16 protein-coding genes, 1 tRNA gene and 1 pseudogene are annotated in these 25299 nt (G+C 42.9%); 6 read left to right on the top strand and 12 right to left on the bottom strand.

The window, feature by feature from the left end; genetic code table 11:
• Position 1 precedes the first annotated feature (1 nt).
• From MHH60_RS25800 to MHH60_RS25790, 3 genes are all read right to left on the bottom strand, one after another.
• A complete protein-coding gene (locus MHH60_RS25800) occupies positions 2-829 on the bottom strand; it encodes a ParA family protein (protein ID WP_076135336.1) in 828 nt (275 codons plus the stop codon).
• Between the two features lie 179 nt (positions 830-1008).
• Positions 1009-1440, bottom strand: coding sequence for a potassium channel family protein (locus tag MHH60_RS25795; protein WP_179088901.1), 432 nt, complete (start codon positions 1438-1440; stop codon positions 1009-1011).
• A gap of 751 nt (positions 1441-2191) precedes the next feature.
• Positions 2192-3254 (bottom strand): IS630 family transposase gene (locus MHH60_RS25790; protein WP_143766695.1). Its coding sequence is split into 2 segments (ribosomal slippage): positions 2192-2749 and positions 2751-3254, totalling 1062 coding nucleotides; the frame shifts between segments, so codons are not numbered across the junction.
• Positions 3255-4228: 974 nt separating this feature from the next.
• Between MHH60_RS25790 and MHH60_RS25785 the strand changes: the two genes are divergently transcribed.
• Complete coding sequence (locus MHH60_RS25785) at positions 4229-4498, top strand: helix-turn-helix domain-containing protein (protein WP_076135329.1); 270 nt, start codon at positions 4229-4231, stop codon at positions 4496-4498.
• A gap of 77 nt (positions 4499-4575) precedes the next feature.
• A complete protein-coding gene (locus MHH60_RS25780) occupies positions 4576-5844 on the top strand; it encodes a tyrosine-type recombinase/integrase (protein ID WP_076135327.1) in 1269 nt (422 codons plus the stop codon).
• Positions 5845-5846: 2 nt separating this feature from the next.
• On the opposite strand, the gene MHH60_RS25775 is transcribed toward MHH60_RS25780, so the two are convergent.
• Together MHH60_RS25775 and MHH60_RS25770 are read right to left on the bottom strand one after the other, a co-directional pair.
• Positions 5847-5933 (bottom strand) — tRNA-Leu (locus MHH60_RS25775).
• 401 nt (positions 5934-6334) lie between these two features.
• Positions 6335-10642, bottom strand: coding sequence for a bifunctional 2',3'-cyclic-nucleotide 2'-phosphodiesterase/3'-nucleotidase (locus MHH60_RS25770; RefSeq protein ID WP_076135325.1), 4308 nt, complete (start codon positions 10640-10642; stop codon positions 6335-6337).
• 815 nt (positions 10643-11457) lie between these two features.
• On the opposite strand from MHH60_RS25770, the gene MHH60_RS25765 reads away from it, so the two are divergent.
• Complete coding sequence (locus MHH60_RS25765; RefSeq protein ID WP_076126935.1) at positions 11458-11895, top strand: hypothetical protein; 438 nt, start codon at positions 11458-11460, stop codon at positions 11893-11895.
• A gap of 36 nt (positions 11896-11931) precedes the next feature.
• On the opposite strand, the gene MHH60_RS25760 is transcribed toward MHH60_RS25765, so the two are convergent.
• The 7 genes from MHH60_RS25760 to MHH60_RS25730 form a co-directional block, all read right to left on the bottom strand.
• On the bottom strand, positions 11932-12846 hold the full coding sequence (locus tag MHH60_RS25760) for a polysaccharide deacetylase family protein (RefSeq protein ID WP_076135323.1): 915 nt from the start codon (positions 12844-12846) through the stop codon (positions 11932-11934).
• Positions 12818-14140: an MFS transporter gene (locus MHH60_RS25755; RefSeq protein WP_076135321.1), complete on the bottom strand. Its 1323-nt coding sequence runs from the start codon at positions 14138-14140 to the stop codon at positions 12818-12820. The genes MHH60_RS25760 and MHH60_RS25755 overlap by 29 nt, the downstream gene beginning before the upstream one ends.
• Positions 14141-14293: 153 nt before the next feature.
• On the bottom strand, positions 14294-14827 hold the full coding sequence (locus MHH60_RS25750; protein WP_051491493.1) for a DUF1854 domain-containing protein: 534 nt from the start codon (positions 14825-14827) through the stop codon (positions 14294-14296).
• Positions 14820-17015, bottom strand: a complete 2196-nt coding sequence (locus MHH60_RS25745) for an ABC transporter ATP-binding protein (RefSeq protein ID WP_076135319.1) — start codon at positions 17013-17015, stop codon at positions 14820-14822. The genes MHH60_RS25750 and MHH60_RS25745 overlap by 8 nt, the downstream gene beginning before the upstream one ends.
• Before the next feature lie 160 nt (positions 17016-17175).
• Positions 17176-19557, bottom strand: coding sequence for a phosphoketolase family protein (locus MHH60_RS25740; protein WP_179088900.1), 2382 nt, complete (start codon positions 19555-19557; stop codon positions 17176-17178).
• Between the two features lie 293 nt (positions 19558-19850).
• Positions 19851-20573, bottom strand: a complete 723-nt coding sequence (locus tag MHH60_RS25735) for a GntR family transcriptional regulator (RefSeq protein ID WP_076135317.1) — start codon at positions 20571-20573, stop codon at positions 19851-19853.
• 87 nt (positions 20574-20660) lie between these two features.
• The gene (locus MHH60_RS25730; protein ID WP_036687195.1) at positions 20661-20849 is read right to left on the bottom strand and encodes a hypothetical protein; all 189 of its coding nucleotides are present in this window, start codon (positions 20847-20849) and stop codon (positions 20661-20663) included.
• A gap of 309 nt (positions 20850-21158) precedes the next feature.
• On the opposite strand from MHH60_RS25730, the gene guaD reads away from it, so the two are divergent.
• The 3 genes and pseudogenes from guaD to MHH60_RS25715 all read left to right on the top strand — a co-directional run bounded on the left by guaD (position 21159) and on the right by MHH60_RS25715 (position 25270).
• On the top strand, positions 21159-22523 hold the full coding sequence (gene guaD, locus MHH60_RS25725) for a guanine deaminase (RefSeq protein WP_076135315.1): 1365 nt from the start codon (positions 21159-21161) through the stop codon (positions 22521-22523).
• Positions 22524-22561: 38 nt separating this feature from the next.
• Positions 22562-23914 (top strand): uracil-xanthine permease family protein, encoded by a 1353-nt coding sequence (locus MHH60_RS25720; RefSeq protein ID WP_076135313.1) that lies wholly within the window; start codon positions 22562-22564, stop codon positions 23912-23914.
• Between the two features lie 204 nt (positions 23915-24118).
• A pseudogene (locus tag MHH60_RS25715) lies at positions 24119-25270 on the top strand (glycosyltransferase).
• Positions 25271-25299: the final 29 nt, after the last annotated feature.

Here is a 25299-nt window from a genome sequence, read left to right as displayed (position 1 = left end):
ATCATCGACTTTGGTCAGCCTTATGCTGGCGATTCGATCGTCTTTCGAAGCCAATGCCTTGCACCTCCTTCGTAAATGATGCATAGGCTTCAGCAACCTGTCCCTTCGGATCATGGGCATAAATGCTTTTGCCCTTAGCACTTGTTTCCGCCGCGCGAATAGACAGGGGGATTTCGGTATTAAACACACGCAGCTTATCCCCGTAATCTCGACGGAGAACAAAAGCAATATCTTTGGCAAAGTTGGTTCGACCGTCTACCATCGTAAGCAATACACCGTCTACAGCCAGCTTCGGATTAATTTGACGCCGGACGCGGGCAACCGTCTGCAAAAGCTGCGTCATACCTTTGGCCGGCAGATAGTGTGCCTGTACCGGAATAATGACGCTATCCGCCGCTGCCAATGCGTTGATCGTCATCATGCCCAAGCTAGGCATGCAATCGATCAGGATATAATCGTAATCTGCTTTTACAGCGTCAATGTACGAACGCATAATCGTTTCCCTGCTCATCGTATTGACAAGCGCCACTTCGACTGCCGACAATTCGATGTTTCCCGGCATCAGGTCGATACCTTCGTGATGATGAAGAATGCCCTCCTTCGGTTCATGTGGCTCTTCTGTCATGCTTCTCACTAGCATCGTAGCCAGTGATACATGAAGACTGTCCGGTTCATGGAAGCCAAGCGAATCCGTCAAATTCCCTTGCGCATCTGCATCCAGCAGCAAAACTCTCTTACCTTCCGCCGCCAAGCCAATGCCGAGATTGACCGCTGTTGTCGTTTTGCCCACACCGCCTTTCTGGTTGGCGAGAGCGATTACTTTACTCATTCAACAATGCTCCCTTCATGCAAAAAAGCCGACTGCACTGAACATTCAAGTTCAGACAATCGGCTTTCTCAAAATGTATCTATATAAAAAGAGAACGCCCACGAAGTTAAAGGGACGTTCTCTTGGGTATTCCTCGATACAAAAGCAGCAGAATGTAAGTTGGTACACATATGAATTTACTATTTGCGATTATGAACTTCATTTTTGTCCCTATTTCTTCGTTTAGAGATGTACTCCGTAATTACATATAAAATCAAAGGTACGAATATTATATTGAAAAATCCTGCTACGAACATCTCGGATTGAGCAAGCAGTTTGGGCACCCTTCCTTTTAGTTGGACATCTCCATACCCCACAGTAAAGAACGTGGTTGTACTAAAATACATATACTCACTTAACGAAATCTTTAATGTGTTCTGTCCAAACTCCTGAAGCGCTATATCTTGCTTTTGTTTACTGGTATAGTGAGCGCTACTTTGAATGTTCTTACTGTACCTAATATCAACGATTGGTATTCGTGTAGAGGTATTCTGCTCTAATGAATATCCGAAGTTTAAATAAATATTGTCACCAAGTTCATCAGCATCATTCATAATTAATTCTGAACTCATATAGTATCCAGCTTGTTCATTATCACGTAGTTCATAAAAATAATTTAAGCCATTGTACAAAATTGCATATATGTAAATAATCAAACAAGTAATAAAAGCATAATAGATTAAAGGTAGGAGCAGACTCAATTTATCCATTGTTAAATTAATGCAGTAGATTATCTTTACCGTAAGTTTGAAATACCATTTTTCTTTGTCGACATTCGGATATTTTTCACTTTCCAAACTGTACATCTTAATAACAATAACAAAAGCCTGAACCCAAAATATTAGCATGGCCACGAGAATTATAAACAAAATAAGAAGAATGTTTAAGTCACTATTCATATTCTTCAAATTTACCGAGTATAAAAATATCAGTATCCACACTAATAATGTTAAATTCGAAAATAAAAGCGCAACTTTGCTTTTTGTCACAAATGGTAGAGTCAAAACAGAAATAATCAATAAAATAATTGCTATAACTTCGTTAATAGGGAGTATCACAAAGGGTAGGAAGATTATTAAACCCTGTTCTATCAGAATATAGTAAACAACACTTTTCTGCTTCTCGCGTTTATGTCTTTCCGCTCGCGGCATAAGGCTGTTATGCACATTCATAAAAAAGAATTCTCCAATTATAGAGTAGTATGAGAAATACATAGTTCTAATACTGTCTTGTCTCTTAAATTAAATATATAAAAAAATATATACAATACCGAAAACTGAAATTCGCTTCTTTATCTTAAAAATGCTATATATATAAGTTGAATTAAAGAATTTCCACAACGTGAGCTGACTCCATTCGGATACAGAGCCGGTCAATAACGATCTGAGGTTGTTGCATGATCGCATTCATGAAAGAAGAGACGTTTTTTCGGATCTCGGCTACCGTGTGGTAGAAGACATTATTCACCACATCGGCTTTCAGCCACTTCCAGAGCCCTTCTACAATATTGAGCTGCGGGCTGTACGGCGGAAGAAAGACAAGGGTGAGTCGCTTATTATCATTCAGAAACGGTTCCAGCAACTTCGCATGATGGATACGGGCATTGTCGAGCACCATCGTAATGGTGCCTGAAGGATACGCTTCGAGCACCTTACTTAGGAACGTCAAAAACGTTTCAGCGTTGTACGCAACGTCTTCGTGCCAAACGATCCTACCGCTTTCATAATCGACTGTTGACAGTAATTTTACACCACGATGTTTGCCAGTGGTTCGAATGATCCGTTGTTTTCCTTTCTCGAACCAGGTTCGCTGAAGCGCCTGATAGTCCCGAATCATGCTCTCATCTTCAAACAATAGATGAGCAATTTCGCCCGTTTCAGCCCTTTTTTAGCGCGGGAAACGTTTCGTCGACAAACTGTTGTTGTTTGACTGGGTCCGCTGCGGCTAGCGTATAAGTCGGTTTTGTAAAGCTCATATTCATGCGCTCCATTACCTTCGACACCCCGCGCAGGGAGTACGAATACCCATAGACACGTTTAATATAGTCGGCGATGATTTGCAATGTCCAATTGAACTTGGCCGTGAAACCTACGTCTGCCGGCACCTGATTGACGATGACTTGCTTTAATTCCTCTCGTTGTTCCGGAGTCAATCGCGTCGATCGTCCGGGAGAGAAACTCATGGAGAGAGCGGCTAACCCTTCGCTTTCATAGGTGTGAATGTAGCTTCGAATAGTTTTCTCAGAACGGCAGAGAATCACGGCGATTTCTTTAACGGGCTTTTCCATAATGTGCAACCGAACCGCCTGAAACCGCTCGTACATCCGGCGATCCTTCGTCGATCTCAGTCGTTTCTCCACTTCAGTCAGGGCGTCCTTGTTTTTCATTCCGTCCACCGCCTCATCCCGATTCTTACTTTAATCGGTTCGACGATGACGGAGAAATCCCTTTCTGATTCGGTAATTCAATGATTCATTTTATATAGTTATAATATCCTTTCTATTTGGAAAATCCAAAATTAATTTCAATTTCACCACAAATATACCTCTCGTTTAGTTAAGTCTTATCAATATGACTAACCTCCATATGTATGAACTGCTCCGAAAATAAAAATCACGCTTCACAGGTATGATTTTCAATGATAATAAACTCATCCAGCGAACGGTGGTTAGCCGTCCTCATAGGCTGTCGCCCCTTCCAGGATCACTGCAAGCCGCCCCCATTGCGATAACTGTGGCTGGACGGAAGTATCATTATCCCTCCGCATGGGTGATCGCCTAAATGATACCGTCATTTATTTTTGCATCGGTAATGATCGCTAACATTCTTTAATGAAAGAATGGTCATGGCGTACCTGCAAAATGGCTTTCCCTTTCGGACATACGGGGAATGTACCGGATGAGTAGTTATGTTATTGTCAAAGAACAGTTGAGGGCGTGTCCCTCTACCATCCGTTTCATTTTTTTGGTCAAACCGGACCCTTCTTTCGAAAAAATTTGTAAATACAAAAATACGACAGCACCCAACTCTTAATAGAGCTGAATGCTGTCGTATTTTTGTGGGGTGACTGCTTCCATTTTACAAGCTTGAACAGCTCGTTATATAGACGATATACTCAAGTATTTAAGAAATTAACTCATTGCAATCCTTTTAACTGCAGTCGCATTCCTTTCATACAGGGCTGTCCCTCTTTCCTCGAATTATCCTACATAGGCGTTTATCTCTTCTTTTCCCACTCTCCAAGCTCGGTATAAAGAAAAACTTTTCTCGGATATGTCCGATTTCATCAAAAAAATGAAACGGATAGTAGAGGGATGCTTTATCCCCCTATGCACCTTGAAATTTACTAAGGAGATCGCCCATGTCTTATGATAAACATCAACCCATTGTTGAAAATGATTCTTATCAACTTCTATTTCAAGCAATGCCCGATGTCGTAACAGTCGAACAAATGTGTACTATGTTAGGTGGCATCAGCACCAAAACGGGTCGCAAATTACTCCAATCAGGACGCATTGCCCATTTTCGCATCGGTCGCTTCTATAAAATTCCGAAGCTGAGCATCATCGAGTATTTACGGGAAATCATGGCCCTTGGCACACCGCGCGATCACGACACTTTACAGCTTTGAATCCTTTTTGATTCCATTGTTATAATGAAAGTGTCGATGGTAGGAAGCCAGGGCTGCTATCCTGGGAGGGATATGAAATGGTAGCAGGCCACCTGCAAGAAAAGAAAGGAAATTACTATATCGTTCTAAATTACAAGGATGAAGAGGGTAAGCGAAAAACCAAGTGGATTGCAACAGGATTGCCTACAAAGGGCAACAAGAAAAGAGCAGAGGGTATGCTGCAAGAAGCACGAAAGAATTTTGAAATTCCTGCTGAATCTGCTGAGGAGGAAGTCACGCCACCAGTCGAGGAAGAAGCAACACCTGACGAAGAAAGTCCAGCCGGCATTCTGTTCGCCGATTTCATGTTGGAGTGGCTTGAGATGATGAAGTATCAGGTTGAAGTGACCACTCATGCGGCTTATTGTTTTAATGTGAAGGGCAAAATTGTTCCTTATTTCAAAGAAAAGGGGATCTTACTGGAAGAACTTCAAGCGAAGCATTTGCAAGACTTCTATCGGTTTGTCCTGAACAAGTACAAGATCACTACCCACACCGCTCAGAAGTATCACGCCAACATTCGTCAGGCATTGCAGCACGCCTTTCGGATGGACATGATTCCTAACAACCCGGCTGATAAAGTTGAGCGGCCTAAGAAGCAACAGTTTGTCGGAAGTTATTACAATATCGAGGAACTTAATCAGCTATTTGAAGTCGTAAAAGATGATCCTGTGGAATTGGGCGTGTATTTAGCCGCATTTTACGGCATCAGACGAAGCGAAATTGTCGGATTGAAGTGGAGCGCTATCGACTTTCAGCATCAAACGATTTCCATACGTCATACCGTCATTCCCGTATCCTATGAAGGGAAACAGATTACTGTAGAGAAAGACCGTGCAAAAAACAAATCCAGTTATCGTACTTTGCCGCTCGTACCTGTGTTCTTTGAATTACTGCTTCGACTGTGGGAAGAACAACAAAAAAATCGTGCCTTGTTCAAAGACTCCTACTGCTACAAATATGAGGATTACATCTACGTGAATAAGCTGGGAGATCGAATCAAGCCGGGATATATCACGCAACATTTTCCGATTGTTCTTGAAAAGCATGGGCTTAGACATATTCGTTTCCACGATCTTCGCCACAGTTGCGCGAGCTTGTTGCTTGCAAATGGTGTAAGCCTGAAAGAAATTCAGGAATGGCTCGGGCATAGCCATTACTCCACGACGGCTAACATCTATGCTCACCTGGATTATAGCTCTAAGGTTTCGTCAGCACAGGTCATGAGCAACACGTTGCAGATCCCGATCAAACAAAAAGCCCCTGAACCGTCACAAGGACCGATTCAAGAGCTGGTTCATTCATAGGGTGGTGCGGTCAAGAGGACTCGAACCTCCACGGTATTGCTACCACTGGCACCTGAAGCCAGCGCGTCTGCCAATTCCGCCATGACCGCACATTTTGCCCTCAACCTGTGCCTCGGATAAAGGAGAGAACTACAGGAGAGAACTTGAAACAGGAAGACCGATAAAACCGCATAACGACACGGGTTTCGGGGATTTACAACCGACTTTCGCGCAAGTACCTGAACCGTGCGCGTCTGCCAATTCCGCCACGACCGCACAAGATATAAAAAAAATACAGTGCAGAATATAAGTTAACATGATTTCACAGAAAGAGCAATAACAAATTTAACAAGTACAAGCGCCCTCGGCGTCCTTGTAAGGGCAGTAAGTGTTTTAGCGAAGACTATAAGAGTATTAGTTATTAGTACCACCTTTACTTTCTTATATTTAAAAAAAGTGTATCGATGCCCTCACGAGGATCATCGATACACTTTTAGTTAGAACAATAGAATTATGATGCTTGTCCAAGCATGCGATAGATGATAACCGCTGCTTGAGCGCGATTAGCTATACCCTTAGGTGCAAATTTCCCACCATCAACACCGTTGACGATTCCCAATTGAGTTAGCTGTGCGATAGCCTCTTGTGCATAAGGAGCAATACTGGATTTGTCTGCAAACTTACCCAATGCTGCATTTTTATCAATCGGCTGTAGTTTGTCTTTCAGTGCGTTAGCAACCATAATAGCCATCTCTTCACGAGTCACTTCACGACCCGGTTCAAATTTGCCATTTCCAGAGCCTTGTACAAGTCCAGCCTTCACCGCAAGGGCGATAGAATCCGTGTACCAAACTCCTTGTTTAACATCGTTGAACGAACTGGTTGTTGCTGAACCCGTAAGATTCAGTGCGCGTACCAGCATCGTAACAAACTCTGCTCTAGTCACTGTTTTGGTTGGTGCAAAAGTATTTGCATCCAGACCTTTCAGAATGCCCTTAGCAGCCAATGCTTCAATAGCTTCTTGCGCCCAAGCTACCTTGCCCAGATCCTTGAAGTTTGCAGCTGGCGCAGTAGTTGGTGCAGGTGTTGCCGTTGGTGCTGTTGATGGTGCTGGTGTTGCTGTTGGTTTCACGGTTGGAGTAGGCGTTGGAGTTACACCGGTAGAACCGCCTCCACTGCCACTGCCAGATCCCGAATCAGCCTCCGATTTATTAATGATACGTCCTTCAATGGCTGCTTTAATCTCTTTGCCGTTAAACGTTTTTACAATGTAGTCGTAGAACACGTCCAAATCAATAGGTCCAGCCAATGAATCACTAGCTTGAGTCAGAACCTTGTAGTTATCTCCACCCGCAGCCATAAAGTTATTTACTACTGCTGTATATTTCTGCGTAGGATTAATTGGTGTTCCATCAGTTAGTGTGAGGCTCGCAATACGATCAGCTACTGGCAGATACATATTCGCTGTATATTTCAGTCCGGAAATTTGCAGCGTTTTGATATCTGGCTTTCCATCAGCTTTCACATTCCATTGCTGTTGCAGCAATGTTTTGATCTGTGCTCCGGTTAGTGTCAGCTTCACAAGCGTGTTGCCGAATGGCTGAATTTTTGCCAGATCACCGAAGGTTACATCACCTTTCGGAAGGTCCGCACGGATACCGCCTGGATTCATGAAGGCGAAATCAGCCGCCTTCGCACCATCATTAAAGTTAGCAGTTCGCATAGCGTCCGCAATCAGGTTGCCAAGCGCAGACTCATTATTGTAAGCATCGGTACGAGTGATAGTTCCGTCCGTTGTACCCACTGGTTGAGTGAGCTCAGGATGCTTCTCAAGGTAAGCATTAACCAGTGCCACACTTTCCGGATCTGGTGTTACACCGTTGTGGAAGGTATTTGGTACCACAGCAGACTTATCCTTCACATCACCTGTTTTAGGATCAATGATCAACTTGATATCTTCAAATGCCATACCATAAGAGTACGCTTGTACAATCAGCTTACCGTTTACCGTCCCGTTTGCGAGTGCATGGTTATCACCAGCAACGATAACATCAATCGGGGAATCCGCCGGAAGCGCTTTGGCCAGATCAGCAGCTTCACCTGTAGTCACACCATCTTTAGTTGTTGCCGGATCATGTGCAAGCACGATAATCGTCTCAACACCTTTAGATTGAAGCTCCTTAGCGTATTTCTCCACAGCTGCCACTTCTTCCTCAGGCGTGAGGAAATACACGCCAGCCGTTCCAGAAGGCGCTACCTTGCTTGGTGTGGATTTCGTTACAAGACCAATAAAGCCGATCTTCACACCGCCTACTTCTTTGATTACATAAGGTTTAATAATCGGTTCGCCAGTTTCGGCATTCACCGCATTCGCATTAACATAATCAAAGTTTGTACCCTTGTGGGTAACGTTGCTATCCTTAGGATCCACGCCGCCGTTCAATTGTGTCATCAGCGCTTTGACGCCTTGGTCAAATTCATGGTTTCCTAGGGAGCCCACATCAAATCTCATCAAGTTCATCCACTCAATCGTCGGCTCATCGCGCTCAAGCGAAGATACTGGAGCAGATGCACCTACGGAATCTCCGTTATGGAAGAGTAGAGAATTATCGTATTTAGCCTGTGTTTCCTTCAGATAAGTCGCAAGAATAGCGGCTGTTCCCACGTTCTTATTGTCTACGACAGAAACCGTATCCAGTTGACCGTGGAAATCATTAATTCCGATAAGGTGAACTTCTACGTCCTTAGCTGGTAGAGCCAATTTATAAATACTAAATCCCTTAATATCTTTTTCACCAGTGTCCTTAATGTTGGCCGGCATAACTTTCGCTGCTTCTGGTGACGAAGTAAAGGTGAGATTTACGTCATCCGAAAGTGGAGCCAAAGACCAGTTGCCATCCGCAGAAGGATCTATTGTACCTACTTCTTTGATGTAGTCCATAAGGATCTGGCGATTCTCATCTTGGGAATCGACTAGAATCTCCGAACCCTTCACACCTGGGAAATTTCCTCCGCCACTTGCACGGTAGTTGTTAGTTACAACAATAAAGTCTTGGTTAGGATCCAACGTTTTTCCTTTATACGTAATTTGCTTCACACGACTCGATGAAGCATCGTTAATCACACCGGTAGGACTATATTTTGCAGGTTTGGTTACATCAATTGTGTACTTAATGCCATCAATAACATCGAAGTTATAAACAGCAAACTCCCCATTCAGCAAGCTTTGTGGAGCTGTGATGTCTTCTTTGATGGTATTAAACGCACCCGCACTCATCTCAACCCATTCCTTAACAACAGAACCTTTAACTTTAATAGCTTTCAGCGTGTTGTCATATAGGTACAAGTCACTTGCACTGCGGATAGTCAGCGGACCTTCCTCAATACTCGTGTACTCAGAAGGACCGTTACGTCCAGCCTTAAAAGGAGCACCTACGCTGAGAATCGGAAGATTCTTATACTGTGGAAGGTTAGTGTCAATATATTTCTCTACATACCACTTCTGAGCATTCGTAACAATTTGCACGGTAGGATCGTCCTGAACCATTGCAAAATAACTATTCATCGGAGCGGTAGTAACACCTAGCTCTTGACCTGTATAGTCAATAGTAGCTTGGTGATCTGCTGCAACAGCAGCATCAACAGCAGCATCCGGTATAGCATTGGCTATGGAGCGGGTTGAGGCAATGGATTTATCTTTATCCACTTCCCATTTTCCGCCTACTTCCACCAATTTGAGATCAATCAGGCCCAAGTAACCCCCACCATAACCCGCTTGCACGGCTGGAGTCCCGTTAATGTGGCCGTAAACATTATCAACAACAGATTGAGCGTTATTATACGCCTGCCCTGTTAATGGATCCTTGAAAGAAGCGTCAAGGGATTTATTATCAACTGTTGGGAACACCTTGTGAGTGTGTGAGAAAGTAATCGCATCAATGCCGTCAACCTTACTTAAAAGATTGATAGCATTCTCTGCACCAGTACCTGCAACTGCAGTTGCATCGAAGCCGGTATGTGCCATTGCTACGATTACATCGACACCCTCACTCTTCATGATAGGAACATATTTTTCTGCTGTTTCAGCAATGTCCTTAGCAATGACTTTGCCTTCCAGATTAACCTTGTCCCATTCCATAATCTGAGGGGTCACAAGACCAAGCACACCGACTTTAATATCCCGGAGCTGGTTATCGCTATCCACTATTTTTTTATCAAGAATGACATAAGGTTCAAAAGCATTTACGTCATTATCTGGATTACCATCTTTATCATCAATATATATATTGGCATTTACATAGGGGAAGTCCGCACCACTCAATGGGTTATTAGCACTGCCCTTAATAGTCCGATTTAAGAATTCCAGCCCATAATTGAATTCATGATTACCAAAAGTCGCAACATCATATTCCATAATGTTCATAGCAGCAATCATAGGGTGTAGCTTAGTCTCTGATTCTACTAAATTACTTTCATTCGCGATGTAAGTACCCAATGGCGTACCTTGAATCAAGTCCCCATTGTCGAGCAGAAGATTATTATCAGGATATTCACTCCTAGCATAAGTAACCAACGTAGCTGTCCGATCGAGTCCTACAGTTGTAGAAGCCGCATTCTTAAAATAGTCCCAGCCGTAGACATTGGTGTGCACGTCCGTCGTGCTCATCAGCCGGAGTTTGGCTGTGGCTGCGGATGCTGCTTCAGCTTTATCTGTACCCCAAGCTGCACCCAAACCAATACCTCCAAACACCTGCAAAGAAAGCACTGCAGTTGCTAATACAGAAGCAATCGGCTTATTCCATCGTGTCTTCCATCCCATAATAATATTAGTCCTCCCTATCATTTTCACATAATTTCTGTGATATTATATCACACAAACATAACCAATTATCATATAATTGTAAAAATAATATAAAACAATGTTAAATATAATAACATAAGAAGAAAGACCTAGACTTATGAATCCGTTTTTATAGGTCAAGAGTCAATAGATGCAAAAAGAACACATCTTCACCAGATGTGTCCTAAAAACAATCCTATATAAAGTCTAGAAAAGTCGAATCTATATCCGGCACTACTTTTTACCCATTTATAGCAGTAATCCCAAAACAAATTGCAGTTATTAAAGATAAGGGTGTCATCACAAGTTTTTCTTTCATGCTCCTCGACAATAAGTTCATTATAGTATTAAGCATTAAATAGACGGTAAAAAAATAACATACCCTTCTATCAAAAGGCAATCCAATTGAGATCACATTACCTGCCTGCAATAAGTACAGGATGGCAATTAGCTGTATCACTACTGAAACTCCACACGCGACTCTCATTTGTGGAGGCATAATTCTATGCCTTCCTCCCATTGCAAATTCCCCATAAGGCAGTCCCAGAGACAGCAGTACATAAAGAATCACTGCTCCCAAAAAAGTAATACTTCCAATCCATGCTGATATCAAATTTTCACCTCTCCATAGTTTTTTATCGCACATTAAATTATATGAGTGTAATGAATTATTATGGTGATCAACACAAGTAGTAGTTCATTCTCCCAAATATTTTTTTATGATGAACCAGCACAAGCAACACAAAAATATCTGAGTAATATAGAAGTAAATAGACCAATGAGGTGATCCACAAATGGCAAATACAACGAAGATTCGCAAACGTGCTGAACAGCTGAAAGGTAGACCCGTATGCATTACGTTACATGATGGGCGTACGTATATAGGATGGATAACCGGCCTCGATAAGAATGGACTGACCCTTTCCAAACCGCGTAAAAATAAACACAGAAAATCAAAAAAACACTCTTCTTCCCGCTCCCGGAAAGCAAACGTATCAGGATTAATGCCCTTATTCGGCTCACTTTTCGGAATGGGTGGAGGCGCTCTAGGCTCCGCAGGAGCAGGGGCTGCCAGTTCCGGAGGCGGTGGATTTGGCGGATTTGGGGGGTTCGGAGGAATCGGCAACTTTATTGGAATGGTACAAAAAACTATGCCGGTTATGAAGATGGGCTACAATATGATTAAATCTATTTCCCCCTTCCTTAACGGGCTAAAAGGATTAATGGGATAATCAAAAGACACCCCTCAAGGTGTCTTTTATTTTTGCTCATAATCTTATCAGGTTCTTTAACAATCTGCCTGCAGATCTTAACCGTGGACGTTTTAAATGCTCCTGTACATAACGATAATTCGTCAATTCAACCTTAGCATCACTGAGGGCATAGGTAAAATCATCATCAAAGGGCAACTTATACTCCCAAACTCGCTTACTCCAGTGCGGAATATTTGCTTGCATCCATGGATCGTCTATCCCGGGATGAATATAGGTCTCACTAACGCCATCTGGCAACGAATACAGCTTAGCAATAATAGATCTTTTAAAACTTTCATACGTCTCGCCTTCCTCTTCACCAAAAGGATGCGATAGCAAATAGTCGGGAATCGGCACCCCAAACGTATCCGCCAGCCCTGCTCCAAGGGCAACTGGTCGTTCTATATTTTTCAGCGATGCCAAAAGCGGATCCTCAGCATGGATGTATCTGAAGAATCGTGAGGGCAATCCCCAGCGCGAAATTTTCCACAACGTCTGCGGAAGCAAACTGCGTCCTGTTTCCATTCCGTATAAACTACCCATGTGGTTGTCTACATGGCTAATCACTATTCCCGACTGTTTTACTCGCTCGTACTGCGCATCTATCTCCTTTAGTACGGCTTTTGTCTGCGCCCCCTGTTCGAACTCTTTTACCGTCCTATATTGATATCCGCTCTCGTCGTGAAGAGAAGTCTCTCCCGTCAGGCTCGCCCAGCGCAAAGCCTCAAATTCACTAGTCATCGTCAAGTGAAGTCCCACATTCCGTTGTTGCCTGCGACTACACCATGCAGCTGCCTCCTCAAAGCCAGGGGCCACCGCCATAATCGTTGCTGAGGATACTTTTTCCTCTTCCAGCAGATGTTTAATCGCCTGATTCATGGGGGGACTTTGTCCAAAATCATCACAATTGATGATTAATTTTTTGTTCATAGTCAGCTTCACCTCTCAAAGAGTCCATAAATGTAAATTTCATTGTGAAGGATATGACAACAGCTATGGCCAACAGACATAATGGCACCACACTTATTAAATACCTAAATGTCGCTTCAGGATTGGACCCTGGGTCATCGCCGCCTTGATAGCCAAAAATCATACCTACAATGAAAAAAGCCAACGCTGAGATTAACCCGCTTGAACGAGTAATAAATCCGCTTACAGCCGTGTAGATTCCTTCTCTTCTCAGACCTGTTTTTTCCGCATCCTCATCAATAATCTTGCCACCTACTATTGCTGGGGTCACTAGAAATCCGGCTAATCCGAAACCGACAACTACGCCAGCAGCCACACCACTTAAGAGGTCATAACCAAACCATAACGGAATTACCGATAATGCATATAAAATCAGCGATAACCGCCACGCCTTGACCCCGTCCATCTTACGAATCATCCAGTACCACACGAATACTAATGGAATGACCGAAACAAAAACAGCTGCGAGTAAAATCGATACCTGAGCCTCTGAGATATGAAGTACATATTTTGCATAAAAAGGGATCATCGAGCTTACAAGTCCATTCACCGTTTGAGCAAAAGAGTTCGAAATATTAAACACCCAAAACTTTTTATTCCGAATGGTCTCCCGAAAAGCCGGAATCAACTTCAAGGGTTCCTGCTCTGTGAACTCCTTCTTTTCTTGGACATTCATCATACATAAAAACATAAACACTCCAAAGAGACAGGCATACACTATAGCCATATTAGAGAAACCAATAGCTGCAAAAATAATTGGAGTTAAGGCAGTACCGATTAACAAAGCTACAACTTGATAGCCTTGCTGAATCGCGGAGGCTTTTGCCCGAATACGATCTCCACGGAAGAGCTCCGGGAGTAACGCTCCATAATTCACCCATAACACAGTGGCGACAGCCTCATAGAAAATAAGTGTGACTAGAAACCAAGTGAACAATCCATTCTCAGATAATCCGCCGGGAGGGGAGAAAACCAGTACAAATGCCAGCATGAATAACGGAATTGAGCCAAACACCCATGGTCTGCGTCGACCCAAACGAGTATCTGTGCGATCTGACCAATAGCCGAATAACGGATTGTTTACCGCATCCCAGATCAGGAAGATTGTTCTGGCTAATGTAGCAAGTCCAATGCCCAGCCCTAATTTTTCTACATAAAAGTAACTGTAAAATGAACTAAATGCCTGACTGGGAACCATCATCGCAAACATGCCTAAAGCAAAGGTGTACGGCGAATTGATCCATTTATGCTTCACTCACATACCTCCCATATGGTAAAGATCCGGTTGTAATATATTACCATACCATTGAGAGAACGCCATCAAATTTTTCCTTCATAGAATCTATGGATAAAAAAAGAGGCTCCGCAGACCATCAACAAGTGGCTGCGGAGCTTTTTCACAACTAGACTATAAAACATCCTTCAGCTTGCTCCGGCTCTGAACATCCAGGGCTAGATAATCTCGGATTTCGCATCTTTTTCCATTGATATCCGTAAGAATGATTCGTTTATGACTTGGATACTGCATATGCTCGTGCAGGTTCCGCATAACGATCCGGGTCTGGCCCAGATTTGTTTGCAGCTCCCAAATCCACATATCCGCTTTTTGCTTAATAGAATCAATGCGGGTTACAACCGGGAGAAAATACCGCAGCCGGAGCTCTGTGTCCACTTCCACCCGACTTTCTTCATCGAGCTGATCAATGTCACGAATGACTCCGATCTCTTCACTCTTGGAGTTACGAACTGAAATATACTCCGTGGTATATTGGAATGGAAATATACGAAAAAGAATTAATTCCTCATAGACTTGACCCTCCACTACTCCTTGAAACACGCCACCTTGACTGCGGCTAAAAGAGATTGCACCCGGTTCAAGAATGTTAATCTCATAGGGATCTTTAGGATTCAATTCCCCGTTAACAAGATTCGGATCACTCATGCATCTCAACCCCCTTAATCTGCGACATTTCCTTCTGTGCCTCAACTAGCTTGAAGTAAGCACCTTCTGCTGCAAGCAATTCCTCATGTGTACCCACTTCAATGATCTTCCCGCGTTCAAGCACTACAAGCCGGTTCGCATTTCTTAGCGTGGATAATCGATGGGCAATCGCGAATGTCGTTCTGCCTTTTACCAGTCGCGAGATCGCTTCTTGAATTTGCCGCTCGGTCACTGTATCTACAGAAGCCGTTGCTTCATCTAGGATTAGAATTCGTGGATCGTGAATTATTGCTCGGGCAATAGACACTCGCTGCTTCTCTCCACCGGACAATTTATGGCCACGTTCTCCGACTCTGGTATCATAGCCATCCGGCAATTGAACGATAAAATCATGGGCATTGGCGATTTTTGCTGCACGCATGATTTCTAATTCCGTAGCGTCCGGTTTAGAATAGGCAATATTCTCAGCAATCGTTCCGTCAAATAGAAAGGTCTCCTGCAGCACTACACCGATCTGACTACGCAGATCTGACTGGCTGATATTTCGGATGTCCACACCATCGATGGTAATGGTTCCCTCATCTGTGTCATAGAAGCGGCAGATCATATTAATGAACGTCGACTTACCGGCACCTGAATGTCCGACCAGACCAATCATCTCGCCCGCACCCACTTTTAAATTCACGTTCTTGAGCACAGGATGATGTTTTTCGTATCCATAAGTAACCCGCTTAAACTCAACCTCACCATTTACGCGGCCGATGGCTGCTGGATTTACTGTATCAGGCACATCTGACGGTGTATCCATAATCTCAAAGACCCGATCTGCTGCTGAAATCGCATGGCTGGCCCAGTTGATCATTTGGCTCACCCACTGCAAAGGTCCGAGAAGCATCCCAAGGTAGGTCACCAAAGCGATTAGCGTACCGATGGATAATTGACCCTCTAGCACCGTTTTTCCGCCATAAAACCAAATTAATAACGTACCCACACCAGCAACCAACGCAAAAGCAGGAAACATCCCCTGCCATAAACCTTCGATCCGAATATTATGCCGCACCAGCTCCTTATTGGCGACCGTATAACGTGACATCTCTGTTGTTTCCTGGCCGAATGCTTTGACTACACGAATCCCCTGCAAAGAATCGCCAACCAAAGCGTTTAATCTAAAAATAGATCTCCACTGCTGGTACCAACGTCTGCCAATCATCGGCCATAACACAGTCGACAGCACCACCATAAGCGGCATAGGCAGCATAGCAAGCAGCGTCAGCTTCCAATCCATACTGAACATAATAGTGAAAATAGCGATTACCCGCAGCGATTCACCCGAGACCCAGATTACACCGTCAGTCATAAATTGCCGCATCGCCTCTGAATCATTATTCACCCGTCCAATAAATTGCGAAGATTGTCTTCGGTCGAAAAAAGATAACGATAATTTCATCAAGGAATGATACACATCATGACGAAGATCACCCATGATTTTGGAACCAATCCATACCCCTATAAGTCCACGTACAGTCTGCATTAAAGTAATTACTAAGGACGTGGCTGCTAGCCCGATCACAATCCATAGAAGCGTTGAGCCCATATCCTTTTCTGTCAACACATTATCAACGATCATCTTCGTCAAAAAAGGTGGAACAAGCTCTACCAATGTAGTAAAAATCAACATAATCGCCGCAGCGATCATTTGGATCTTATAAGGCTTGGCGTAGCTCAGCATCCGAAATAGAACCTTGCCGTTACTCTTGCACACCGGACAAGCTTGCGAATCTTCCGGCAGTGGATTGCGGCATTTTGGACAATTCCTTGGAAACTCTTTTTCAGAAGCGGTTGGCCGTTCCTCTCCTTTAGCTACAGCGCCAATTAATTTAGCAGCAAAACCGAATATAGAGGTAAGTGATGCTGTATAACGTATAAGTATAATAGGCCCCTCTTGGGTATCCACAAGCAACGAGCCGCCGCCTACCCCGCCTACTACCCGGGCATCGGTAATATTCGAGACTAGAAGCTTTGAGACCAGTTTCCCGTCCGTCCCCCAAACGGAAACCTCCTTCTCAGTCAATACAAGCCACTGCTCACCGAATTGCCCATCCTTCATTAAATCAGATACAGAGTGAAATAAAGGTTGTTCTGTAAGCTGTATTTCTATAGACTTGGGAAGTTTATCAATAGATGTCATACATTTCTCCCCTTTCTTTACCCACCTATTTACTCACATATATTTACAGTGGTAAAGATGAAAAAATGATTATAATTGTTTTGTATGGTTATTTAAACAAATAAAAAGACACCTCAAAAGGTGTCTTTTTGTATTACTTCCTATGGTACTGGCTATGCGCTTATTTCAAAGCTTTCCATACCCAGTTCTCTACTTCTGGCAAATCAATACCCTCTTCACGAATGAATTGGTGATGTTTCTTAACGATAGCATCCATTTCATCTGCGATCGCTTTATAGTCGTTAGCATTAGGCAAGCTCAGAACAGCTTCCTTCGCCAAGTCAAAGCGGTCCATTTGATTCAATACGCGCATATCGAATGGTGTTGTGATATCGCCATTCTCGCGATATCCGTGTACGTGCAGGTTATGGTTATGGCGATCAAAGAACAAGTCTTTAATCAGGCCTTCATATCCATGGAAAGCGAAGATAACTGGTTTATCTTTTGTGAAAAATTGATCAAACTCTTCGTCAGATAAGCCACGCGGATCTAATTTTTGACTTCTCAGTTTCAACAAGTCTACCACGTTAATATATCTAATTTTAAGGTTCGGCAGTTTTTCATGCAGGATAGAGATGGCAGCCAAGCTTTCGATAGTGGGTTCTGTACCTGCAGAAGCAAAGACAACATCAGGCTCTCCACCTTGATCGGTGCTTGCCCAGTCAATAATCTTCAGTCCTTTATCCACCAGCTCTTGTGCTTCATCCGCACTGAACCATTGTGGGCGAGGATGTTTGGAAGAAACAATCAAGTTAATTTTTTGACGGTCATTTAAGACGGTGTCAAAGACAGCCAGCAAGGAGTTGGCATCAGCCGGCAAATACTCACGGATAAATTCTGGTTTTTTATCAGCCAAGTGACCTAGCAAACCTGGATCTTGGTGAGTGTAACCATTGTGGTCTTGTTGGAATACAGTTGAAGTTGCTACCACATTCAATGATGGAATATCCGCACGCCAGCTTTGATCTGTTGCTTTACGCAGCCATTTGAAATGCTGAGTAATCATCGAATCCACGACACGTAAGAAAGCTTCATAGCTTGCAAAGAAACCATGGCGACCTGTCAATACGTAACCTTCAAGCAAACCTTCCGCCTGATGTTCAGACAACTGGGAATCGATAACACGGCCATAAGAAGCTAGGAATTCATCATTCGGTTCAATCACTTGATCCAACCATTGACGTTTCGTTACTTCAAAGACAGGTCCCAGACGGTTGGACATTGTTTCATCCGGTCCGAAAATTCTGAAATTGCGGTTCTCTTCGTTCAGAGAGATAACATCTTTCATGTATTTACCCAGAACGGCCATATCTTGTGCTATTACTTCACCTGGTTTGGAATTATCAAGTGCGAACTTACGGAAATTCGGTAAGTTTAGATCTTTAATTTGGTTGCCAGCATTAGTAACTGGGTTCATTCCCATACGTCTGTCGCCAGTTGGCAGAATCTCAGCAAGTTCAGCGTTCAGACGACCATTGTCATCAAATAATTCTTCTGGTCTATAGCTGTTCATCCACGCCAATAACGCTGGAGCATGCTTCATATTCTTTTGATCCACTGGAATCGGCACCTGATGGGCACGGAACGAGTTCTCATTCGGAACACCATCCCATTGCTTTGGACCCGTCCAGCCCTTAGGAGAACGGAAGACCAACATTGGCCAAACCGGACGCGTAAGGTCATTGTTGTCACGTGCATTCTTTTGAATCGCTTCAATTCTTTCAACGATGGTATCAAGCACCTTAGCCATTTCTGGATGCATTAGATCAGGATTTTCGCCTTCAACGAAGAACGGTTCCCAACCCATACCTTTAAAGTATGAAGTAATTTCTTCTTTGGATTGACGAGACAGAATCGTTGGGTTACTGATTTTGAAACCATTTAAGTGCAAGATCGGCAGAACTGCACCATCAGTAACTGGATTGATGAACCGGTTGGAGAACCATGAAGCTGCTAATGGGCCAGTTTCAGCCTCTCCATCACCAATAACAACAGCGGAGATTAAATCTGGATTATCCAGAATTGCACCTACACCGTGGGATAGAGAATAACCTAATTCGCCACCTTCGTGAATCGATCCAGGTGTTTCAGGGGCAGCATGGGAAGCAACTCCACCCGGGAAAGAGAATTGTTTGAACAATTTCTTCAGTCCTGGGATATCTTGTGTGATTTCCGGATAAATTTCAGTATAGCTACCATCGAGATAGGAGTTCGAAACCATGACCTGACCGCCATGACCAGGACCCTCAATATAGAACATATTCAAATCATATTTAGTAATGACCCGATTCAAATGGGCATAAATAAAGTTCTGGCCAGGAATAGTTCCCCAGTGTCCAATTGGCTTAATCTTTACGTCTGCTTCTTTCAGCGGTTCTCTTAACAACGGATTATCTTTCAAATACAGTTGACCTACAGAGATGTAGTTAGTTGCGCGCCAGTATGCATCAAGCTTCTCTAAATAAGTTTTTGATGAGTAATCAACATCCATGGATAATACCATTTCTTCCACTCCCCAAAATTTTTTCTGTGTCTACATTGCCGTAATTTCTTCCACAAGTACATCATACCGCCGCGAAAAATTAATTCAACCTTTTCAACAAATGATACGGTCCAATTTTGTGAAAATATGAACATAGTATGAAAAACGGTGTCAATTGTCTGTAAAAATACGTCAATATTAATATATATGTAAAAATATGGGCTGTAGTTTTCGGGGATATTTGCTACTTGTCCTTCATCTATTTTGCACAAAATAAAAAAAATAAGACCGAGAAAAATTCCCCAGTCTTACTTTTAATGAACGGACACAAAGGTATTAAATTTTAAGTATTTATAGTGGAAGCGCATATGGGAGAATTCAAATGGCGTGCCATTATCTAAAAAGAAAATCCCTTCCATAATGCTTACTGGCTCATTCGCCTGCAAATGCAGCAACTCTTGATCCGTAGCCTCAGAGGGTTCTGCGGATATCGATAAAAAGGATTTGGTTACCGCCAGATTTCGTGAATCCTCCAAATAATTAAAGATAGATCCTTCAATAATGGTCTGATTTAAATTCTGTACAATTTTGATTGGGATATAACCTGTTTCAATCATAAAGGGTTCATCATCAAAAAGACGCAAGCGAACGATTTTGTATACAAAATCATGTGGTCCTAAAAACAGATCCCGTTGCAAATCATCCGTTGGTGGAATGACCTCGAATTTCAAAACTTTAATCTTTGGCTTCTTCCCATTCATTTGAAAATTGTCGGTGACACCTAAATTAGAACCTTCGTAGTTAAAAATAGATTCATTTTTTATGTATAAAGGATTTATAAATGTCCCTGAGCCACGCTTTTTAAAAATAATGCCGGCATTTGCCATTTTAGTCAGAGCACTTTTAATAGAACTACGACTCACTTGATAAGTTTCACTAAGCGTTCGTTCATCCGGTAATTTCATGTCGGGAAACTTCCCAGCAAAAATTTTCATTTTTAAGTCATCAATAATTTGCTTGTAGACAAACTGTGTCATGAAGTACTCCTTTTCAGGTCGATACAAGTTTTATTTCAACCTTTACTATAACATAATAACCAGACGTTTATAATCTATCCGGCCAGCTTATTTACGTCGGCGATTTGTCATGCGATTGTACATCACTAAACCGGCAATGACCATGCCCAGCGTCCCCATACTACTTGCTGATTCAGCCTGCATACCAAACAAAATACACAGGTTAGTGACCAAGCTTTTTGTAAGTACAGCAACAATAATTAACATCAACGGGCGCCAAATGTTGTATCTTCTCATCCAGGCAACACTCCTAATCCAATTTTCTCAAACTATTGATCGATTTCATCTATTATATCACAAGATAGTAACCGCATTCATTTTCTATAACCGTAAAGGATTCGAAGCCGACGAGCATTTTTACTTCCCCCTATCTTTTTCTGTATTCTAGCCTAGCGAAGCGACGTCTATGCGTCATATTCGGTTTCAACTCCTCAGCTCTTCCTATCCGTCAATTACGCCTTTATTCGACTTTTGGTCTGGACTTATCCATTTTCACGGATTATAATAACGAATGCACACCAAAAGACGAACATTAAGGCGGAAATCATGAGAAATTATATGCAAATATTCCTAGGCACTTCATTTTCTAGCCTATCCCCAAAAGAAATTCAAATTTTAAAGGACCATCTCTTCTGTATCAATTCGGATGGGATGATAGAAATGATTGTTGCACCGGAGCACCCCGACTATCAACCCTTGCTTGATGCTTATCAAGGTCAGGACAATTTTCATGTATTAGCTGAAGGCCAGTATTTTTTGCCCGGCTTTATCGACCTGCATGTACACGCGCCACAATGGGCTCAATCTGGAACTGCATTAGATATCCCGCTCTATGATTGGCTAAATACTTATACCTTCCCACTGGAGTCTAAATTCTCAGACCTGGCTTTTGCAAAAAAAGTCTACGATGACGTGGTTGGTACTTTGCTCGCAAACGGAACAACTACAGCACTTTATTTTGCAACGGTGCATAAAGAGGCCAGTTTATTATTAGCTAAAATATGTGCGGAAAAAGGGCAACGTGGACTCGTTGGAAAAGTGGTTATGGACGATCCGCAGGGAAATCCTGAGAATTACCGCGACTCCGACACCCACACCGCACTAGTGGATACGGAAGAATTTATACTAGCTGTACAAGAACTTGCTAAATCTACTAAACAAGGCGTTTATCCAGTAGTGACACCAAGATTCATTCCAAGCTGCACTAATGAGGCTTTACAAGGCTTGGGAGAACTAGCCGCTAAATATGATACGTATGTTCAATCGCACTGTAGTGAAAGTGATTGGGCGCACGGTTATGTGCAAGAACGGTTCCAGAAGAACGATGCTTTTGCCTTGCATGATTTTGGTCTGCTCAGTGATAAATCTGTCATGGCTCATTGTAATTTTTTAGATGAAGATGATGTGAATTTGTTTGCAGAGACAGGAACAGCTATTGCTCATTGTCCGATATCCAACGCGTATTTTGCCAATAGTGTCATTCCGATCGCTGACTTCCATGCCAAAGGCGTGGAGATTGGTTTAGGCTCTGATATTTCCGGAGGTTTTTCACCTAGTCTCTTCGATAACATTAGACAAGCCGTAATGTCTTCAAGAATGCTGGAGGATGGTGTGAATCCCTCACTTTCTGCACAAAACCGCGGAGTACCCGGATCACGAATTACGATCCATGAATCCTTTTATCTTGCTACCGCTGGCGGCGGAGAAAGCTTAAGCTTACCTATCGGCCGGTTACTAGAAGGTTATGCATGGGATGTTCAAATAATCGATACGAAGGTACCCTCGGCGAAATTGCCAGTCTTTGATGAGAACGAGGATTTGCAAGATATTTTTCAAAAGATAATGTACCTGGCTAGACCTGAAAATATCCGTGAAGTCTGGGTACAAGGTGAAAAAGTTCATTCGCGTTAAAGATTAATTAAACTAGAAAACTTAAGGTGGGCATCGGAGTGAAAACACAAGCAAACGTACAAGAGCAAGCACATTTAGAATCACAGCTACTAACTGTTCTACCCGATGAAAAAGTTTCATTTAGTAAATCCGTCATTCTCGGCTTTCAACATGTATTGGCTATGGATGTCTATGTAGTGCCATTCCTTATTGCGATGTTAATCGGCTTACAGCCCAATCAGTCCAGCGCGTTAATCCAATCCACCTTTATTGCCGCAGGACTTGCAACGATTGTACAAACCTATTTCTGTATGAAGCTGCCTATCGCTCAAGGTCCTTCTTATGTTCCGCTGGGTGCGATCGTCAGTATTTATGCAGCTAGTGGTGGCGGGGGGCTCGGTTGGAGCTCCGTGTTAGGGGCCAGCTTAATCGGGGCTATCCTGGTTATTATTTTGGGCTATGCGGGGATATTTAATAAAATCGTCAAAAACTTTATCCCGCCTATCGTAGGCGGCACAATCATTTTCATTGTAGGTCTTTCTTTATTGCCTGTTGCGATCAGAGATAATATCTACGGAGCCTCCGGCGCTTCAATTAATCAAAATGTATTATTAGCTCTTATTTCAGGCGCTACACTGCTTGTTTTTGTGGTTCTCGGTACTTTGTTCCGTAATAAAGGATCTATCTTCCGAATTCTTTCCGTAATGATGGCGTTAGTAGTCGGATGTATTTCCGCTAATATTATGGGCGTTTTAGATTTCTCAGCGATAAGCAACGCCAAGTGGTTTAGCATGCCGCGGATCGCTTTTGTTGATTTCGGCTTTTCCTTCAACTTTTCAGCTATTATCACCATGGTTATTATTTATATCGTGCTGCTTGCTGAAACAACAGGCACATGGTTTGCGGTCAGCAATGTAATCAATCAACCTTTGACAGACAAAAATATTAACCGCGGGGTAATTGGAGAAGGGATTGGCTGTCTTATTGCTTCTGTGCTCGGTTCGACGCCTGTTACAGGTTATTCAACTAATGCAGGGATCATCTCCATCACAGGTGTTGCCAGCCGCCGGGTCTTCCTCGCTGTAGGAGGATGGTTTGTCCTCTTTGGTTGTTCTGGTAAACTCGCTGCTTTGATCTCTTCCATTCCATCCGCTGTAATCGGCGGCGTCTTCGCCATCATCTGCGGCATCATCGCAATTAATGGTGTGCAAGTAATGAAGAATGTAACCATCGGCGAAAAAGAAATGTACATTATTGCCTTACCTATGATCATCACCTTGGCGTTGGTACTCATTCCTGGTGACTACTTGAACTCTTTACCTACATTCGTGCAGTATTTATTAGGCTCACCTATCCTAGCTGCTTCATTGGCAGCGATCTTATTGAATAAATTATTGCCTAGTGGAAAATAGAACATAAAAAAGAGCAGCCCCTAAAGGAATCGATAGATCTCCTTTGGGGGCTGTCTTTTTTTAAAATAACATCCCATATTGGCCCCTGTCCCCTGCCTATTTCCACCCTTAAAGGCGTTTGACTAGACCAGGCTAAAGTCCCTGAATATATTGTTATTATTTATCCTATTTAAGGGCTTTTATTAATTGGTGGGGGTGATCATTCTGGCTATCCGTTACAGCATCATAATTCCAACCTATAACCGACTTCAGCAGCTGCTACTTACACTCACTTCATTCGAGACATAGACCTATCCGAAGGATCGGTTCGAGGTAATCGTTGCAGATGACGGTTCTACAGATGGTACTAAAGAAATGGTCGAAAGCTTTCAAACTTCTTATCCGCTTATTTATGTCGCTCAACAGGAACAACGCGGCCGTTCTGCCGTAAGAAATCTGGGGCTGAGTCAGGCAAAAGGGAAATACGTCATCTTCTGCGATGCTGATTTTCTGGTATTCCCTGAATTCATTAGGATCGTAAACCAGTATCACCGTAAATATCCTAAGTCCATAATTTCAGGTATTCCACACTCTTGGGATGACGCCTATACCCACTACTACCCAGACTTTTCTCCTGAAGAAAAAGAACATTGCCGCAATACACTTTCGCCTTCTAACTTATGGAATCCTGACTTCGAATCAGCGACTGAAATCATCCCATTAATCACACCCAATGATATCCTACAGCAGACGGAGACATTATCAAAAGTCACCTTTCCCTCAAGAGTTCCTCCAAATACCAAAAAGCAATTTGCCAGCACAGATGTAGCTCCTTGGATGTTACTCGTCACACGTTGTGTATCCATAAGACGCAGCCAATTAACTCGTGCTGGAGGTTTTAATGAACAGTTTATTCTCTATGGACTCGAAGATTGGGATCTTGGGTATCGACTGCATCGATTAAAAATCCCCTTTCACAGCATCAAAGAAGTTGTCGGAGTTCACCAAGAACATCCAACCCACTTCAGAGGAAATCTATTAAATATTGAGAATCTAAAAATCATGTTCAAAAGCTACGGGTTCAATGACTCCTCCCTAAATCTGTTCGCCCTTGTTCCTCCAAACGAAGACCTGGAGAAATACAAACATACTATACGGGTCTTGCGCAGAGGATACCGAACGAAGTCAACACGTTCATCAGCAATATTAATGAGAAGGACGTTACGGATTGCCGCCAAACAACTCTATGAACCCAATGATACCGCCGTATACCAAGAATCGTTAAGACGGATAAGTGTAAAAGTAAAGAGAAGAAAAAGCCGGGTTGCCCGTGTTTTGCGAGAGATTTTGGTGAAGGCTGAAAAGCTGGGAGAGTAATAACTAAAAATACATTAAACCGGGCATCA

It is taken from the genome of Paenibacillus sp. FSL H7-0716 (assembly GCF_038002705.1).
Classification (GTDB): Bacteria; Bacillota; Bacilli; order Paenibacillales; family Paenibacillaceae; genus Paenibacillus_AQ; species Paenibacillus_AQ odorifer.
Note: the sequence above shows the minus strand (reverse complement) of the source record. Positions and strands in the feature narration are given on the sequence as shown.

Excerpts from the sequence above, each read along its gene's own strand:
- MHH60_RS25740 (WP_179088900.1), bottom strand. The coding sequence starts at position 19,557 with ATGGTATTATCCATGGATGTTGATTACTCATCAAAAACTTATTTAGAG.
- MHH60_RS25760 (WP_076135323.1), bottom strand. The coding sequence starts at position 12,846 with ATGAACAAAAAATTAATCATCAATTGTGATGATTTTGGACAAAGTCCC.
- guaD (WP_076135315.1), top strand. The coding sequence starts at position 21,159 with ATGAGAAATTATATGCAAATATTCCTAGGCACTTCATTTTCTAGCCTA.
- MHH60_RS25780 (WP_076135327.1), top strand. The coding sequence starts at position 4,576 with ATGGTAGCAGGCCACCTGCAAGAAAAGAAAGGAAATTACTATATCGTT.
- MHH60_RS25745 (WP_076135319.1), bottom strand. The coding sequence starts at position 17,015 with ATGACATCTATTGATAAACTTCCCAAGTCTATAGAAATACAGCTTACA.
- MHH60_RS25730 (WP_036687195.1), bottom strand. The coding sequence starts at position 20,849 with ATGAGAAGATACAACATTTGGCGCCCGTTGATGTTAATTATTGTTGCT.
- MHH60_RS25750 (WP_051491493.1), bottom strand. The coding sequence starts at position 14,827 with ATGAGTGATCCGAATCTTGTTAACGGGGAATTGAATCCTAAAGATCCC.
- MHH60_RS25785 (WP_076135329.1), top strand. The coding sequence starts at position 4,229 with ATGTCTTATGATAAACATCAACCCATTGTTGAAAATGATTCTTATCAA.
- MHH60_RS25795 (WP_179088901.1), bottom strand. The coding sequence starts at position 1,440 with ATGAGTTCAGAATTAATTATGAATGATGCTGATGAACTTGGTGACAAT.
- MHH60_RS25765 (WP_076126935.1), top strand. The coding sequence starts at position 11,458 with ATGGCAAATACAACGAAGATTCGCAAACGTGCTGAACAGCTGAAAGGT.
- MHH60_RS25735 (WP_076135317.1), bottom strand. The coding sequence starts at position 20,573 with ATGACACAGTTTGTCTACAAGCAAATTATTGATGACTTAAAAATGAAA.
- MHH60_RS25770 (WP_076135325.1), bottom strand. The coding sequence starts at position 10,642 with ATGGGATGGAAGACACGATGGAATAAGCCGATTGCTTCTGTATTAGCA.
- MHH60_RS25800 (WP_076135336.1), bottom strand. The coding sequence starts at position 829 with ATGAGTAAAGTAATCGCTCTCGCCAACCAGAAAGGCGGTGTGGGCAAA.